This window comes from Parvimonas parva, from assembly GCF_045866535.1.
Lineage (GTDB): Bacteria > Bacillota > Clostridia > Tissierellales > Peptoniphilaceae > Parvimonas > Parvimonas parva.
On sequence record NZ_AP038371.1, the window covers coordinates 11,542 to 27,264 of the forward strand.

The following is a 15,723-nucleotide window of genomic DNA, read 5'->3' on the forward strand; positions in this document are numbered from 1 at the left end:
ATTAATGCTAGATGACGTAGTGAGGGGTTTTAAATGTTAAGATACTATGACGTGAAAAATTTTCGTACTGGTCATAATGAGTAATTGTGTAAGCATACATCGAAAAAAAGTACAAATTAAAATCTTGTAACTCATTGCTTATTTTACGGATTTATATTACAATAATATAAGAAAAAGTATGTTTTTAAGGAGTTTATATGATTTATTTAGATAATGCAGCGACTACGGTTGCTCGTGATGAAGTTATAGATATTATGGTTAAGTATTTGAAAGAGTCCTTTGGGAATCCGTCATCTCTTTATGATTTCGGTTATTCTGTTTCGAGGGATATAAATTCTTGTAGGGAAGTAATTGCGAAGTACATAAATGCAAAGAGTGAGGAAATTTTTTTCAATTCTTGTGCGACAGAGGGTAATAATACTGCAATTTTTGGCTCGATTTCAAGTGCAAAGGGAAAGAATATTGTTTCAACAGATATTGAACATTCTTCTGTTTATAATGTGTTTAAGTCTTTAAAAGAGAAAAAAGAGATTAGGACTTTAAAGCTTGATGATAGGGGCTATATCGATATTCAAAGTGTAAAAAATCTTGTTGACGAGAATACAGAAATTGTTTCAATTGCTTATGTTCATAATGAACTTGGGGTTATTCAAGATGTTGAAGGCATTGGAAAGGCGATTAAGGAAAAAAATAAGAAATGTATTTTTCATGTCGATTCTGCCCAGGCCTTTGGTAAGGTTAATATTGATGTTAGAAAATCAAAGATTGATATTTTAACTTTGAGTGGGCATAAAATTCATGCTCAAAAGGGAATTGGTGCAATTTTTGTAAATAAAAATATAAATTTAAGACCTTTTGTTTTGGGTGGAGGTCAAGAAAAGGACTTTCGCTCAGGTACTGAAAATGTAGCGGGTATAATGGGTTTACAGGTTGCGACTGAATTTATGTATGAAAACCTTGAAAAAAGAAAAGAATATTTGCATCATCTAAGAGAACTTTTAATAGGGGGTATTTCAGAAATCGAAAATCACAAATTTTTGACTAATGAAAATGGCGTTCCAAATATTGTAACGGTAGCTTTTGAAAATATTAGAAGTGAGGTGCTTTTACATTTCTTGGAAAGCGAAAAGATTTATATTTCAACAGGCTCTGCTTGTAGCAAGGGTAAAAAGAGTAGAACTTTTGATGGAATAGGTCTTGATAATAAATATAATGACGGAGTTGTAAGGATTTCTCTTTCGGAGTTCAATACGGAGGAAGAAATTAAAATTTTTATAGAAAAACTTAAAAAATATATTGATGAAATTAGAATGATTATGAGAAGGGGAAGATAATGGATTATTTAATTAGCGTAAGCTTCGGAGAGCTTACTTTAAAGGGCGATAATAGAAAAGATTTTGAAAATAGAATTATAAGAAAGATAAAAAAGGCGATAGCGGATTTTGAAGTTGAAGAATTTTACAAGGAGCAGGGAAAAGTCTATATCAAGGCTGATAGAGAGCTTTTTGATGAAATGATTGAGCAAATAAAAAAAGTTTTTGGGATTTTTTATATTTGCGAAGTTTTGCGTTGTGAAAAAAATGTAGAGAGTATAAAAGAGGCAACAAAGACTTTAATAGGTGATTTAAAAATATGTCAGGAAAAAACTTTTAAGGTTTTCGTAAATAGAGTTGATAAGAAATTTACTCCAAAATCTCCGGAACTTTCAAGAGAACTTGGTGGTGTAATTCTTAAAAATTTTGGCAATCTTTTAAAGGTTGACGTTCATAATCCACAAATGCCTGTTTATGTTGACGTTAAGGAATATGCTTATGTCTATGTTAAGAGATATAGAGGTTTTGGTGGACTTCCAATCGGCTCAAGTGGTAGGGGACTTCTACTTCTTTCAGGAGGTATCGACAGTCCCGTTGCAGGTTTTGTTATGGGAAAAAGAGGTATGGAAATCAGCGCGATACACTTCCATTCTTATCCGTTCACAAGTGAAAGAGGCGAAGAAAAGGTTAAGGACCTTGCAAAAATTCTTTCAAATTATGTTGGGAAATTTTCAATGACAAGCATAAATCTTTTACCTATTCAAAAAGAGATTGCAAGTAAATGTCCTGAAAAGGAAATTACAATTTTAGGTAGAATTTTTATGATGAAGATAGCTGAAAAACTTGCGATAAAACAAAATTATCACGCTTTGATTACAGGAGAAAGTCTTGGACAGGTTGCAAGTCAAACTATTCAAGGAATTACAGTTGTGGATAAATCTACTGAAATATCAATTTTAAGACCTTTAATTGCAATGGATAAAACTGAAATCATTGATATTGCAAGAACGATAGACACTTACGAAACAAGCATCTTGCCTTTTGAGGATTGCTGTACTGTGTTTTTACCAAAACATCCGGTAACAAAACCAAAGATTGAAGATATAAATAACAGTTTATCTCTTTTAGAAGTTGATAAACTTATTGATGAAGCATTGGCAAATAAGAAAGTGTATGAAATAAATGAACAATAATACGAAAGGTTTTTTATATACGATTTTAGGGGCGATTTGTTGGGGATTTTCTGGATTTTGTGGAGATTATTTGTTTTCTGTTAAAAAAATTTCTCCACTTTGGGTTGCTCCGGTAAGACTTTTAACGGCATCTGTGATTTTATTTGTAATTTCACTTTTTGTCGTCGGTAAAAAAACTTTTGAGCCTTTAAAAGATAAAAAAGACATTTTACGACTTATAAATTTTGGAATATCAGGGCTTGTCGGAGCCCAATTTACTTATCTTATGGCAATTTCCTATTCAAATGCAGGAACTGCAACAGTTTTGCAATATTTGGGAGTGTCTTATTTGGTTATCTATGTTTGTATAAGAAATTTAAGACTTCCAAGCAAGGTTGAAAGTATTTCCCTAGTTTTTGCATTAATCGGAACGTTTTTAGTTGCAACACATGGGAATATCAACAGTCTTTCCATAAATCTGAATGCTTTGTTTTGGGGACTTCTTGGAGGAGTTGGACTTGTAACTTACAGCTTAACACCGGTTGTGCTACTAAAAAAACATAATTGCTTTTCTGTTTTAAGTTATGCAATGTTTTTTGGTGGAGTTTTTTTGAGTTTGATTTTAAGACCGTGGAATATTGCTGTTGAATTGGATTTTTTAACAATAATGGCATTTTTAGGACTTGTGGTAATTGGAACGGTAATTTCATTTTTCCTTTATATGAGCGGAGTTAATCTCATAGGCCCGATAAATGCAAGTCTTTTAAATACCTGCGAGCCGTTGTCTGCAATTTTATTTAGCGTGGTGCTTTTGAATTTAAAATTACAATTAATCGACTTTGTCGGCTTTGCATTTATAATATCAACAGTTTTCATCTTGAAATTAGGAATGAGAGGAAAGTAATAGGAAATCTAGTGAATAATTTAATTTTATACTCAAAAAGGGGTCTTTTCGACCCCTTTTGTAATATATTTTTCTACCGAAAGTTTTAGTAAATTCGGTTATTTTTAAAATATCTTCCATAAAAACTTTCTTTTTATTTGAATAGTAATTCATTTATTCAAAAACTTTATCACTTTTGCTTTCCAAAACTTTTGAACTAAGTCCTATAAACCAGGCAATCATCATCGGGATAACCCAGCCAAGACTTAAGCTGTAAAGAGGAAGTCTTGAAACTATATTTGTAATAATAGGTAGGTTTATATTTACGCTTTGCAGGGATTCTACAACGGCTATGAATGTTACGACATAACAGATTAGTCTGTATGTGAATTTGTTATATGAAAAATATTTTTCAGTAAGTCCAAGTACTATTAAAACTATTGAAACCGGATATATAGCTATTAAAACAGGAACGGACACTTTTAGGATAGTGTTAAGTCCGAAGTTTGCAACTAGAAAAGAAAGGAAAGTCCAAAAGATTATCCATTTATTATATGAAACTTTTTCCTTTGTTAAGCCCTCAAAATATTTACTTATACTTGTTATAAGTCCGATACAAGTTGTTAGACAGGCAAGAGTAAAGATGCTTGCAAGTAAAACTATACCAAATTTTCCAAATACATATTGAGAAACAGTTGTTAAGATTTCGGCGCCGTTTTTTGCATTTTTAGTCAAGCCCGAAGTTGTCATTCCAATGTATGCAAGCATTGCGTAGATTACAAAAAGGAAAGAGCCGGACACCAAACCAACCTTAACAGTATAACCTACAACTTTGTTTTCGTCATCAACTTGAAAAGATTTAATCGCAAGAGAGATTACAAGACCGAAGTTTAACGCTGCGATTGTATCCATTGTATTGTAGCCTTCTAAAAATCCCTTAACAGTTGAAGAAGTTGCATAATCTCCAACAGGGCTTGTTACGGCATTCGGATTTTTAAAAAGTACGCCTAAAAACATTATAGTTATTAAAAGTAGAAGAGATGGTGTTAAAAATTTTCCCATTCTTGAAACTAATTTGCTTGGCTTTAAGCAAACCAAATAAGCGACAAAGAAGAATACAAAAGTGTAAATAAGTCTTGAAAAAGTAACAGATACATTTGTTGGTAAAAATGGAGCAACTGCCATTTCAAAAGGCAGACTTCCAGCTCTCGGGATACCAAGACCCGGCCCTATTGCCATATAAATCATTGTTGTAAAAATTATTGCAAAGTATTTGTCAACTTTTCCTGAAAGACCTGCAAGGCCTTTAGTCTTTGCAACACATACAACACCCAAGATTGGAAATACAACGGCAGTTATACCGAAGAAAAGTAGGCTTTGAAAAGCAGAACTTCCTGCTTGTTTTCCAAGAAGAGGGGGGAAGATTAAATTTCCTGCTCCGAAAAATAAACCGAATAGCATTATTGCTACACTAAAAAATTGTTGTTTTGATAAATTGTTTTTCATAAAAACCTCCTGAATTTGAATTTGAAATTGTATTGTTTGTTGTTTCTTCGCAATAAAAAAGCCCTTTGTTCTAATAGAACAAAGGGCGAAATATTTTCCGCGGTACCACCTTATTTTTTCAAAAAATGAAACACTCAAACATCTAACAATGTCGGGTTTTTGTAACGCAAACCACTGCGGGATCCCTTACTTAATTCACGAATCCTTTAAAAAAGATGATTTTCAAAAATCTTCCGTATTAGTTCTCACCAAACACTAACTCTCTGAAACTTTCAATTTTCTACTCTTTCTTTCAAATTTATTATTATGTTAGATATTTTACCACCTAAAAAAATATTTGTCAATATATTTTTGTGATTTTCTTAAAAATAACTTAACAATATTACATTGATACTTTGGTTTAATTTTTATAAAGTGAAAATTTATGTTCATCTGTTGATTTTATTTGTATTTAATGATAAAATTATTGACACACAAAAGTTTTAGGAGGTTTAAATGAAGAAACAAGATGTAAATTTACAAAAGTTGAATATTTTTTCTGATTTATCTAATGAAGAAATTGATGAATTTAAAAAAGAACTTAATATATTAAAATATAAAAAGAATGCTTTTTTGTTTAAACCGGAAGATAAGGCTGAAACAATGTATATTATTGCAAGTGGGAAGATAAAAGTTTTTACTATAAGCAGTTCAGGCATTGAGCAAATGCTATATATTTATCAAAAAGATGACTTTATCGGTGGACTTAATCTTTTAAAGAGGACAGCATATATTTACTACGGACAAGCCATTGAAGATACTTTGGTAATTTCACTTTCAAGGGAATGTTTTGACAAAATTATAAGTAAATATCCAAAGGTTACGATAAAAATTTTAGAGGAGTCATTTTTAAGAATACGTCATGCAGAGGATTTGGTAACAAGACTTATAGAAAATAGCGCAGAATTAAAAGTTGCATCTCTATTACTAAGCCTTGCAAGAAATTTTGGTGTAAAAAAAATTGACGGAATTTTACTTGAATTAAATATAAGTCGCGAAAATATGGGCTCATTTGCAGGACTAACAAGAGAAACCGTAACTCGTAAACTTGCAGAACTAAATGCAAATGGAGTTATTGAACTTATCGAAACGAAAAAAATACTAATAAAAGATGTAGATTACTTAAAAAATATACTAGGATAGACAAGTTTAGACTTGTCTTTTTTAATATATCTATTTAAGTTAGTAAAACGATAATTGGATTTGTTGACAGATATATTTTTTTTATGTTATTATCTAGAGGAAAAATTTTTAAAAAAGGAGGTAAGTGTTTGAAAAATACAAACTTTACAAAAAGAATTTCAACTTTTTTACTAAGTTTAATTGTTTCTGCAAGTTTGATTTCTACAAGTACAAGTGCTGAAGGTTTTTCTGCTGAGGAGCTAAAGAAAACTACTGCTTTTACAGTTGGAAATGAGGCTAGTGGAGTAAATATTGAAGATTCAATTAAAATCAATAAAGCAGAGTTGAATAAAGATAATGGTGGAGTTTATATTAACTGGGAAATTGTATCTAATACAAAATCTGAAGGTGGGGAACGTATGCTCCTTTAATTTCACCAAATGACTGGATTAACCATAATTGGCATTCAATTTTAATTCCGGATACATTAAAAGACCCTGTTGATATAAAGATAAACAGAGAAAAGCCAAAAGATCCAATAGAAATAGCGGGGAACGATGCAAACTGGGAAAATGCTTATAGATTTAGAAAAGTAGGCGATAAGGACTTTAGTGAAGATATTGACAGATTTTTTACCAAAAATTCAGGAGATAAGCAAGAAATACTAAGAGGCTTAGCTAAAGATTCAAGATATATGCTTTATGGAACTAATCTAGTTGGAGGAACAAAGGGTAAGCCTGTTACTTGGACTTTTAAAACTTATTTAAAAGAAGATTTCTTAAAAGACAGTAATAATGATTATGTTAAGTTAGCTATTTCTTATGCTGAAAAAACTGGTAAAGAACGTACAAGAGTTAAAGTTGTTAATGTTAAGGTTAAAAACACTGTTGAATTTGATAAAAACAGCAAAAACCTTGGAGATAAAGACGATCAAATCACAAAGGTTAAAGTTCTTGCAGGACAAAGCATAGCAAATTCTGCTGAAACAAATGCTAAAATTCCAGATAAGAGTTTGAAAAATTATAATTTTGAAGGTTGGAATACAAATGCTGATGGTTCAGGTACTAAGTTTACAAAAGATACTAAAATAACAAAGGATATGAAAGTATTTGGACAATGGCAACCTCTTGATGTTTTTGAAATCGAAAAAGACGGAAAAGCTCCTGAAGGATATGCAAAAGTAAGCTTTAAATTTGAAAAAGGTGTAAAATCAAAAGAAGTTAAAACTTATGCTGTTAAAAAGGGAATAGCTTTAGATAAAAAATATTTTCCAAATGTTGAACTTGAAGAAGGATACAAGGACTTAAAATGGACTCCTGCTCAAGATACAGCAATAAATGAGGATACAGTTTTCGTTGTCAGCGCTACTAAAAAAACTACAATTCCTGCAACAGAATTGGTTCCAAGCCAAAAGAAAGAACAACCAAAAGAAAAGGAATCAATTCCTGCAACAAAATTGGTTCCAAGTCAAAAGAAAGAACAATCAAAAGTAAAAAAAGAAACAAACAAACCAAAATTGCCACAAACAGCAGTTGTTGGAAGTTCAATCACACTTGTAGTTGTTAGCTTATTAGGTTTAGGTTTATCAAAGAAAAGAAGATAATTTAAAAAGACGAGTTTAGACTTGTCTTTTTTTTTACAAATATCGTTCGATTTTTTTTAAGATAACTCAACATTAGTTATTGACTTATTTTTGTTTAGGTGTTAAAATTTAATTGACTAATAAAAGTCAAATAATTTAAAAGGAGATTTATATGAAGGGATTTTTAAAAAAATTTTTAGTTCTGGCTTTGGCAGTTGGAATGTTAGGAGCTTGTTCTCCAAAACAAGCAGAGCCTAAGAAAGACACAAAGGTTGAAAAAAAAGAAGGTACTGAAAAGAAAAAAATTACAGTTTTTGCTGCAGCTTCAATGACTGAAACAATGGAACAAATCAAAAAAGTATATGAAGAAAAACATAAGAATATTGAATTAGTTTATACTTTTGATTCTTCAGGTACATTAAAGAAACAAATTGAACAAGGTGCACAAGCTGATATTTTTATCTCAGCAGCTCAAAAACAAATGAATGCTTTAGATAAAACTAAAACAGCGGATGCAAAAGTTGTTATTGATGAGGCAAGTAGATTTAATCTTTTAGAAAATAAAGTTGTACTTGCTGTTGCTAAGGGAAATCCTGCAAAAGTTGAAAAATTTGAAGATTTAGCAAATGATAATATCACAAAAATTGCGCTTGGAAACTCTGATGTTCCTGTTGGACAATATTCCGAAGAACTTTTGAAAAATTTAAAAATTTGGGAAAAAATTCAACCAAAAGTTACTTTAGGTAGCAACGTAAAAGAAGTTACAACTTGGGTTAAAGAAGGTGTTGCAAGTTGTGGTATAGTTTATGCAACTGATGCTTATTCAGCAGGACTTGAAGTTGTTGCTACTGCAAAAGAAGGAATGATTAAGACTCCTGTTTTATATCCTGCAGCAGTTTTGAAAAATTCTAAGAATGCAAAAGAAGCTAAAGAATTTTTAGAATTCTTAAAAGGCAATGAATGTAAGGCAATTTTTGAAAAAGTTGGCTTTGCAATAGCAAAATAATTTAAAAAATATTTTTAAAAAATAGTAATATGAAAGGGAAGTGTTTATGGATCTTTATCCTCTTTTAAATTCGCTGAGAATTGCATTAATATCTTCTGTGATAACTTTTTTTATCGGAATATTCTTGGCATATTATATTTCAAAACTTAATAGATTTGTAAGGGGAATTTTGGATGTTATCCTAACACTTCCTTTAGTATTACCACCGACGGTTATCGGCTTTTTCATTTTGAGATTATTATCTCCGAGAAGTGCAATCGGAAGTTTTTTCTTGGAAAAATTTTCAATAAGACTTGTTATGAACTGGTATTCTGCAATCTTTGCAACTGTAGTAGTAACTTTTCCTCTAATGTATAGAATAGCCAGAAGTTCTTTTCAAAATTTCGATATGAATTTAAAATATGTTGCTCAAACACTTGGAAAGAGTAATACTTGGATTTTTTGGAGAATTACTTTACCTAATTGTAAACAGGGTATTTTAGCGGGACTTGTTTTAAGTTTTGCAAGAGCCTTGGGAGAATATGGAGCGACAAGTATGGTTTCAGGCTACACTCCAAACGATACGGCAACAATTTCAACAACTGTTTATCAACTTTGGAGAACGGGAAATGACGCTTTGGCTTATAGATGGGTGCTTGTAAATGTTGTAATTTCATTTACAGTTCTTGTCGTTATAAATATGTTGGAAAAGAAAGCGGTTAAAGATTAAATAAAAATTGGAGTAATTTATGATTTATGTTGATATTGAAAAGAATTTTGGAAAATTTAATTTAAGAACGAAATTTGAATTTGACAATGAAATAATGGGACTTTTGGGAGCGTCAGGAAGTGGAAAAAGTCTTACTTTAAAATGTATTGCAGGAATTGAAAAACCCGATAAAGGAAGAATTATATTAAATGATAGAGTACTATTTGACTCTGAAAAAAAGATAAATATTTCTCCAAAGGATAGAAAAATAGGTTATTTATTTCAAGATTATGCCCTTTTTCCAAATATGAATGTATATGAAAATATTAAAGTGGGTATAAGAGAAAAAGAGAATTTTGATAAATTCATTATAGAAAAACTTGAAGAGATGAGGATTTCTCATTTAAAAGATAAAAAAATTTATGAAATTTCTGGTGGAGAAAAGCAAAGAGTTGCTCTTGCGAGATTACTTATAAATAAGCCGGAAATTATACTTTTAGATGAACCTTTTTCTGCCTTGGATGACTATTTGAAATGGAAAATAGAATTGGAAGTTGGGGAAGTGTTAAGAAAATACAATATTCCTACAATTTTAGTTTCACATAGTAGAGAAGAAGTCTATAGACTTTGTAAGGAAATTTGTGTAATGTCAAGTGGAAAAAGCGAAGAGCTTATGCAAAAAAAAGAGCTTTTTAAAAATCCAAAAACTTTTTCGTCCTGCCTTATTTCAGGTTGCAAAAACTTTTCCGAAATTGAAAGAATTTCAGAAAATAGACTTTTTGCAAAAGATTGGAATGTTGAACTTGAAACTAGCGATGCAATTTTAGAAAATCATAAACTTTTAGGAATTCGTGCTCACTTTATTGAATTTAGAAAGTCAGATAAAAATTCATTTGAAGTTGAAGTTGATAAGGTTATTGAAGATGTATTTAATTATATAATCCTAGTTCGTAAAAAAGGTGCAAGAAAATCCATAAGGGTTGAAGTAACAAAGGATATTTGGAAAAAGGTTGAAAACGAAAAAAATCTTTTTATAACTTTAAAAAAAGAAGATTTAATTTTGCTGGAAGAGAAAAATAATTAAATTAATCGAGATAGGAGATTATATGAAAGATAGATTTGGAAGAAATATCACCTACCTTAGAATTTCAGTTACCGATTTATGTAATCTTAGATGTAAATACTGTATGCCCGAAAGTGGGGTTGAAAGTCTTTGTCATAGTGATATTCTATCCATTGAAGAAATTGTTGAAATAGTTAAAATCGCATCGAAAAACGGAATAAAAAAAATTAGGTTGACAGGCGGGGAACCTTTGGTTCGTCGCGGTTTTATTAATTTGTGTAAAGAAATTTCTAAAATTGATAAAATAGAAGATATTGCAATAACGACAAATGGAGTTCATCTAAAAGCTATGGCAGATGAACTTTTTGAAAATAAGGTTAGAAGAATAAATTTTAGTCTTGACACTTTGGTAAAAGAGAAGTACAATGATATAACTCGAAGAAATGATTTTGACAAAGCTATGGAGAGTCTTTTTTATGCGATTGAAAAGGGCTTCAAGGTAAAGCTTAATGTCGTTCTAATCGGTGGCTTTAATGATGATGAGATAGAAAATTTTGTGAATTTAACCAAAGATTATGATATAGAAGTGCGTTTCATTGAGCTTATGCAAATAGGTGAAAGTGCAAATTGGAGTAAGGATAAATTCATTTCAAACAAGATTGTTTTAGATAAAATTCCTGATTTGGAGTTTGAAGGAGTGTCAGGCGTTGCAAAAATTTATAAAATAAAAGGCTATAAGGGGAAAGTCGGTCTTATAAGTCCAATAAGTTGCTCTTTTTGTGAAGATTGCAATCGTATAAGACTTACAAGCGACGGAAAACTAAAGCCTTGCCTACATTCAAGAGATGAAATAAATCTTAAAGGGCTTAGTGGCAAAGAATTAGAAGAAATTTTTAAAAAAGGAATTTACGAAAAACCTGAAAAACATCATCTTGAAGATGGAAAAAGTGAAAGTACAAGAGATATGAACAAAATCGGAGGATAGAATGGAAGAAAAAGTTTTAACTCATATTAATGAGCAAGGTCGTGCAAAAATGGTGGATGTTGGCGAAAAAGAAAAGACTAAAAGAATTGCAAAGGCATTTGCAAAAGTTAGATTAAATGAAGAAACTTTTAATATCGTTGTAAACAAAAAGGCGAAAAAGGGTGATGTTCTAGCCGTTGCACAAGTTGCTGGAATTATGGGAGCAAAAAAAACTTCCGATATTATTCCAATGTGCCACCCGATAAACTTGGTCGGTGTCGATATTGAATTTAATATGAATTACGAAAATTTTGAGATAGAAATCATTGCGACTACAAAATGTGTCGGAGAAACAGGAGTTGAAATGGAGGCTTTGTCTGCCGTTTCGATTACAGCTTTAACGATATATGATATGTGTAAGGCTGTTCAAAGAGATATTGAAATAACGGATATAAAACTGTTGGAAAAATCCGGTGGTAAAAGTGGAGATTTTATAAGGGGGAAAGATGAAAGTTTTAGCAGTTAGTATAAGCGAAAAAAAGGGAACGAAAAAACATCCCGTAGAGTACATAGAATTAATAGAAGATTACGGAATAGACGGCGATGCTCACGCAGGAAAATGGCATAGACAAGTAAGTTTGCTTGGAGTTGAAAGTATGGAAGAAATGAAAAAGAAACTTCCCGAACTATCAGCAGGAGATTTTGCAGAAAATATTTTAACCGAAGGAATTGTTTTGTATAAATTACCGATAGGAACGATTTTAAAAATTGGCGAATGTACTCTTGAAGTTACACAAATAGGAAAGGAATGTCATCTAGGCTGTGAAATCAGACATTTGGTTGGCGACTGTGTAATGCCGAGAGAGGGAATTTTTACAAAAGTAATCAAAGGTGGGAAAATAAAAGCAGAAGATGAAATTGAAATCGTAGAAGGAACTGTTTAGACAGTTCTTTTTTGTATAGATAAATTAAGATGAACTAAATTTTAAAATAAAAAAATTTTTATAATCTTCTTTGTTTAAATTTTTTCAATTTGTAATTTTATTCAAAAAAATTTTTACATTGCACCAAGATAAACTGCTGAAAGTTGCTTGTTAGTTAGATAAATTGATATTAGAAATGAATTTTTTTCTAAAAATTAAGGGCGAAAATGAATAATTATACAAATGGAAAAGTATGTATTATTTTGAACAATAAACTTTAAAAATGTTTTCAAGGTACTTGATTATTCTTCATAAATATTGTATAATTATAACTAAATTTATAACATAAATACATTCATTGATAGAAATCGATTTAATTTTTATCTTTTAAAGAAATTTATTTTTTTGCTAAAATTTTTATTTTTTAAATTTTAGTTCAGTTTTTATTTCTTTTAACTTTAGCTTGTTACGTAAATGTAGTAATGCTTTGAATGTATTTATGATTTTATAGAGAATAATACTAAAACACAAATTTAGGGGGAGAGTATCAATGGATGAAAAAGAATTACTTTTGGAAGTAAAGAACTTACATACAAGTTTTAGAATCCGTGATGAATATTTTGACGCAGTAGATGGCGTTGATATGAAATTATTCTCTGATGAAGTACTAGCGATAGTAGGGGAAAGTGGTTGTGGTAAATCAACTTTAGCTACTACTATTATGGGTTTACATAATCCGAACTTCACTCGTTCAACAGGCGAGATTATATTTGAAGGAAAAAATTTAGTAGGTTTGTCAGAAAAAGAATTTAATGAAATTAGAGGAGAAGGTATTGGAATGATTTTCCAAGATCCGCTTTCATCTTTAAATCCTTTACAAAGAATCGGAAAACAAATCGAGGAAGGTTTGATTTATCATACAAAAATGAATGCTGAAGAGAGAAAAGCTAGAGTTTTAGAATTGATTGAACAAGTAGGTATTCCTAATCCGCCTCGTGTTGCTAGACAATATCCACATGAATTATCAGGTGGTATGAGACAAAGGGTTATCATCGCTATTGCACTTGCTTGTAAGCCAAAGATTATTATAGCTGATGAACCTACAACTGCACTTGACGTAACAATTCAAGCACAAATACTAGACCTTTTGGTTTCTATTCAAAAGGAAATTAATGCTGGAATTATTTTGATTACTCACGATTTGGGTGTTGTTGCTCAACTTGCAGATAGAGTTTGTGTAATGTATGCAGGACAAATTGTTGAACAGGCACCTGTTTTAGAGCTATTTACAAATCCAAAGCACCCATACACAAGAAGTTTATTAAACAGTATTCCTCAAATGGATGCAGATGATGAAGATTTATATGTTATACAGGGAATGGTTCCTTCACTTAAAAATTTACCAAGACAAGGTTGTAGATTTAAAGCTAGAATCCCTTGGATAAAAGATGAAGAACACGAAGAAAATCCGACAATGCACGAAGTTGCACCGGGACATTTTGTAAGATGTACTTGTTACAAAAATTTTCATTTTAATGAAAAGGGGGATAATTAATGAGCTTTTTAGAAATTAAAAACCTAAAAGTTCACTACCCAATCAGGGGAGGTTTTTTCAATAAGATTATAGACTATGTTTATGCTGTTGACGGTGTTGATATGTTTATCGAAAAGGGAAAAACTTATGGACTTATAGGAGAAAGTGGTAGTGGTAAAAGTACTATCGGTAAATCTATAATCGGTCTTGAAAAGATTACAAGTGGAGAAATTATTTTTGACGGAAAACACCTTACTAAAAGAATGGTAAGAAAAGATAAAGAATTTACAAGAGATGTTCAAATGATTTTCCAAGATAACATGGCGAGCTTAGACCCTAAGAAAAGAGTTATAGACATCATTGGAGAACCTTTAAGAAACTTTGAAAAGATGACTGTAACTGAAGAAAGAAAGAGAATTTTAGAACTTTTAGATATAGTTGGTATGCCGGAAGATGCTTTGTATAAATATTCATTCGAGTTTTCCGGTGGACAAAGACAAAGAATAGGTGTTGCCAGAGCTATAAGTTTAAATCCTAGACTTATCATCGCTGACGAACCCGTTTCAGCACTTGACCTTTCAGTTCAAGCGCAAGTATTGAACTTTATGAAAAAGATTCAAAAGGATTTAGGTTTATCTTACCTTTTCATTTCTCACGACCTTGGGGTTGTAAAACATATGTGTGATTATATCAACATTATGTACAGAGGAAGACTTGTTGAAAGAGGAACAAAGGAAGATATCTACAAAAATCCACAACATATCTACACTAAGAGATTAATCGCTGCAATCCCTGGAACTGACCCAAGAGTTAAAGACGAATTAATCGCTAACAGAATAAAAGTAGAAGAAGAATATAAAGCTTTAGAAAAAGAGTATTATGATGAAAATGGTAAAGTATTCGACTTAATTAAACTTTCAGATACTCACTATGTAGCAAAAAAGGAGGTAAAATAATATGTGGAAAACCGTATTAAGAAGATTCCTTCTAATGATACCTCAATTAGTAATATTAAGTATTTTAGTGTTTATTTTAGCTAAATTAATGCCAGGAGATCCATTCACAGGAATGATTACTCCGACAACTGACCCTAAACAAATAGAAGCATTAAGAATAAAATATGGTTTCTATGACCCATGGTACCAACAATATTGGAGATGGATTACAAATATGTTCCATGGAGATTTTGGTACAAGCTATACATTTAAAATGTCTGTATCAGCTCTTTTAGGACAAAGAATCGGAAATACTTTCTGGTTAGCATTACTTTGTTTGATATTTATGTACACATTAGCATTACCACTAGGTATTTTATCAGGTAGATATAGTGGTTCAAAATTTGATAAAGCAGTTACATTCTACAACTTTGTAACCTATGCGATTCCTGGATTCATTTTCTATTTGTTAATGATTCTGTTATTTGCATATACATTGCATTGGTTCCCAGCGTCAGGTTCAGTTGACCCGGGATTATCAGGTTTTTCTTATGTATTAAATAGATTACATCATATGTTGTTACCTGCAATTTGTTACGCTTTAATTGCTACAACAGGAACTGTTCAATATTTAAGAAATGAAATTATAGATGCAAAGAGTTCTGACTATGTAAGAACTGCAAGAAGTAAAGGTGTACCTATCGATAAAGTGTATTCACATCATATCTTTAGAAATTCACTTTTACCAATCGCTGCATTCTTCGGTTTTCAAATAACTGGTTTGATTTCAGGTTCTGTATTTATGGAAACAATATTCGGTTATCCTGGAATGGGTAAATTATTCATCGAAGCTGTACTATCAAGAGATTATTCAGTATTAACAGCATTGATTATGATTTTTGGATTTTTAACTTTACTAGGAAGTTTGTTATCAGACATCATTATGAGTATAGTTGACCCAAGAATAAGAATAGAATAATAAGGGGAGTGATA

The 15,723-nt window shown here is 31.1% G+C and carries 16 protein-coding genes and 1 other annotated feature; of the genes, 15 read left to right on the plus strand and 1 reads right to left on the minus strand.

The features are described 5' to 3' along the window. The first annotated feature begins 197 nt into the window (after nucleotides 1-197). The 3 genes from ACKTSI_RS00055 to ACKTSI_RS00065 are packed head-to-tail and all read left to right on the plus strand — an operon-like array spanning nucleotide 198 to nucleotide 3,389. Entirely contained in the window at nucleotides 198-1,334 is a 1,137-nt protein-coding gene (locus ACKTSI_RS00055; RefSeq protein WP_407862818.1) for a cysteine desulfurase family protein, read from the plus strand. Next, nucleotides 1,334-2,506: a tRNA uracil 4-sulfurtransferase ThiI gene (thiI, locus tag ACKTSI_RS00060; protein ID WP_407862819.1), complete on the plus strand. Its 1,173-nt coding sequence runs from the start codon at nucleotides 1,334-1,336 to the stop codon at nucleotides 2,504-2,506. Before ACKTSI_RS00055 ends, thiI begins: the two co-directional genes overlap by 1 nt. After that, nucleotides 2,496-3,389, plus strand: a complete 894-nt coding sequence (locus ACKTSI_RS00065; RefSeq protein ID WP_068473261.1) for a DMT family transporter — start codon at nucleotides 2,496-2,498, stop codon at nucleotides 3,387-3,389. Before thiI ends, ACKTSI_RS00065 begins: the two co-directional genes overlap by 11 nt. Before the next feature lie 153 nt (nucleotides 3,390-3,542). On the opposite strand, the gene brnQ is transcribed toward ACKTSI_RS00065, so the two are convergent. Next, the gene (gene brnQ / locus ACKTSI_RS00070) at nucleotides 3,543-4,874 is read right to left on the minus strand and encodes a branched-chain amino acid transport system II carrier protein (RefSeq protein ID WP_068473258.1); all 1,332 of its coding nucleotides are present in this window, start codon (nucleotides 4,872-4,874) and stop codon (nucleotides 3,543-3,545) included. A 78-nt stretch (nucleotides 4,875-4,952) separates the two neighbouring features. Continuing rightward, nucleotides 4,953-5,179: a binding site (T-box leader), on the minus strand. Between the two features lie 190 nt (nucleotides 5,180-5,369). Between brnQ and ACKTSI_RS00075 the strand changes: the two genes are divergently transcribed. The 12 genes from ACKTSI_RS00075 to opp4B all read left to right on the plus strand — a co-directional run bounded on the left by ACKTSI_RS00075 (nucleotide 5,370) and on the right by opp4B (nucleotide 15,709). Beyond that, a complete protein-coding gene (locus tag ACKTSI_RS00075; protein WP_288981400.1) occupies nucleotides 5,370-6,056 on the plus strand; it encodes a Crp/Fnr family transcriptional regulator in 687 nt (228 codons plus the stop codon). A gap of 128 nt (nucleotides 6,057-6,184) precedes the next feature. Beyond that, nucleotides 6,185-6,466, plus strand: a complete 282-nt coding sequence (locus tag ACKTSI_RS00080) for a hypothetical protein (protein WP_407862820.1) — start codon at nucleotides 6,185-6,187, stop codon at nucleotides 6,464-6,466. A gap of 263 nt (nucleotides 6,467-6,729) precedes the next feature. After that, nucleotides 6,730-7,638: a hypothetical protein gene (locus ACKTSI_RS00085; RefSeq protein ID WP_407862821.1), complete on the plus strand. Its 909-nt coding sequence runs from the start codon at nucleotides 6,730-6,732 to the stop codon at nucleotides 7,636-7,638. Between the two features lie 151 nt (nucleotides 7,639-7,789). Then, entirely contained in the window at nucleotides 7,790-8,623 is an 834-nt protein-coding gene (gene modA / locus ACKTSI_RS00090) for a molybdate ABC transporter substrate-binding protein (RefSeq protein ID WP_311525760.1), read from the plus strand. Nucleotides 8,624-8,669: 46 nt separating this feature from the next. Next, nucleotides 8,670-9,332, plus strand: coding sequence for a molybdate ABC transporter permease subunit (modB, locus tag ACKTSI_RS00095; RefSeq protein ID WP_068473250.1), 663 nt, complete (start codon nucleotides 8,670-8,672; stop codon nucleotides 9,330-9,332). A gap of 19 nt (nucleotides 9,333-9,351) precedes the next feature. Next, nucleotides 9,352-10,395 (plus strand): sulfate/molybdate ABC transporter ATP-binding protein, encoded by a 1,044-nt coding sequence (locus ACKTSI_RS00100; RefSeq protein ID WP_407862822.1) that lies wholly within the window; start codon nucleotides 9,352-9,354, stop codon nucleotides 10,393-10,395. Nucleotides 10,396-10,417: 22 nt separating this feature from the next. Continuing rightward, on the plus strand, nucleotides 10,418-11,359 hold the full coding sequence (gene moaA / locus ACKTSI_RS00105) for a GTP 3',8-cyclase MoaA (RefSeq protein ID WP_068473245.1): 942 nt from the start codon (nucleotides 10,418-10,420) through the stop codon (nucleotides 11,357-11,359). 1 nt (nucleotide 11,360) lies between these two features. Next, nucleotides 11,361-11,864 (plus strand): cyclic pyranopterin monophosphate synthase MoaC, encoded by a 504-nt coding sequence (gene moaC, locus ACKTSI_RS00110; protein ID WP_288867840.1) that lies wholly within the window; start codon nucleotides 11,361-11,363, stop codon nucleotides 11,862-11,864. Then, nucleotides 11,845-12,282 carry an MOSC domain-containing protein gene (locus tag ACKTSI_RS00115; RefSeq protein ID WP_288867839.1) on the plus strand — a complete coding sequence of 146 codons (438 nt, stop codon included), beginning with the start codon at nucleotides 11,845-11,847 and terminating at the stop codon, nucleotides 12,280-12,282. The genes moaC and ACKTSI_RS00115 overlap by 20 nt, the downstream gene beginning before the upstream one ends. A 529-nt stretch (nucleotides 12,283-12,811) precedes the next feature. Then, nucleotides 12,812-13,816 (plus strand): ABC transporter ATP-binding protein, encoded by a 1,005-nt coding sequence (locus ACKTSI_RS00120; protein WP_068473236.1) that lies wholly within the window; start codon nucleotides 12,812-12,814, stop codon nucleotides 13,814-13,816. Further along, nucleotides 13,816-14,751, plus strand: a complete 936-nt coding sequence (locus ACKTSI_RS00125) for an ATP-binding cassette domain-containing protein (RefSeq protein ID WP_068473234.1) — start codon at nucleotides 13,816-13,818, stop codon at nucleotides 14,749-14,751. Before ACKTSI_RS00120 ends, ACKTSI_RS00125 begins: the two co-directional genes overlap by 1 nt. 1 nt (nucleotide 14,752) lies before the next feature. After that, nucleotides 14,753-15,709, plus strand: a complete 957-nt coding sequence (opp4B, locus tag ACKTSI_RS00130) for an oligopeptide ABC transporter permease (RefSeq protein ID WP_068473231.1) — start codon at nucleotides 14,753-14,755, stop codon at nucleotides 15,707-15,709. The last annotated feature ends 14 nt before the right edge of the window (nucleotides 15,710-15,723 follow it).

What these genes read in the sequence shown, in the direction of transcription:
- ACKTSI_RS00115 (WP_288867839.1), top strand. Translation starts at nt 11,845, where the DNA reads ATGAAAGTTTTAGCAGTTAGTATAAGCGAAAAAAAGGGAACGAAAAAA.
- ACKTSI_RS00100 (WP_407862822.1), top strand. Translation starts at nt 9,352, where the DNA reads ATGATTTATGTTGATATTGAAAAGAATTTTGGAAAATTTAATTTAAGA.
- ACKTSI_RS00065 (WP_068473261.1), top strand. Translation starts at nt 2,496, where the DNA reads ATGAACAATAATACGAAAGGTTTTTTATATACGATTTTAGGGGCGATT.
- ACKTSI_RS00085 (WP_407862821.1), top strand. Translation starts at nt 6,730, where the DNA reads ATGCTTTATGGAACTAATCTAGTTGGAGGAACAAAGGGTAAGCCTGTT.
- thiI (WP_407862819.1), top strand. Translation starts at nt 1,334, where the DNA reads ATGGATTATTTAATTAGCGTAAGCTTCGGAGAGCTTACTTTAAAGGGC.
- ACKTSI_RS00055 (WP_407862818.1), top strand. Translation starts at nt 198, where the DNA reads ATGATTTATTTAGATAATGCAGCGACTACGGTTGCTCGTGATGAAGTT.
- modB (WP_068473250.1), top strand. Translation starts at nt 8,670, where the DNA reads ATGGATCTTTATCCTCTTTTAAATTCGCTGAGAATTGCATTAATATCT.
- ACKTSI_RS00125 (WP_068473234.1), top strand. Translation starts at nt 13,816, where the DNA reads ATGAGCTTTTTAGAAATTAAAAACCTAAAAGTTCACTACCCAATCAGG.
- brnQ (WP_068473258.1), bottom strand. Translation starts at nt 4,874, where the DNA reads ATGAAAAACAATTTATCAAAACAACAATTTTTTAGTGTAGCAATAATG.
- ACKTSI_RS00075 (WP_288981400.1), top strand. Translation starts at nt 5,370, where the DNA reads ATGAAGAAACAAGATGTAAATTTACAAAAGTTGAATATTTTTTCTGAT.
- modA (WP_311525760.1), top strand. Translation starts at nt 7,790, where the DNA reads ATGAAGGGATTTTTAAAAAAATTTTTAGTTCTGGCTTTGGCAGTTGGA.
- moaC (WP_288867840.1), top strand. Translation starts at nt 11,361, where the DNA reads ATGGAAGAAAAAGTTTTAACTCATATTAATGAGCAAGGTCGTGCAAAA.
- moaA (WP_068473245.1), top strand. Translation starts at nt 10,418, where the DNA reads ATGAAAGATAGATTTGGAAGAAATATCACCTACCTTAGAATTTCAGTT.
- opp4B (WP_068473231.1), top strand. Translation starts at nt 14,753, where the DNA reads ATGTGGAAAACCGTATTAAGAAGATTCCTTCTAATGATACCTCAATTA.
- ACKTSI_RS00120 (WP_068473236.1), top strand. Translation starts at nt 12,812, where the DNA reads ATGGATGAAAAAGAATTACTTTTGGAAGTAAAGAACTTACATACAAGT.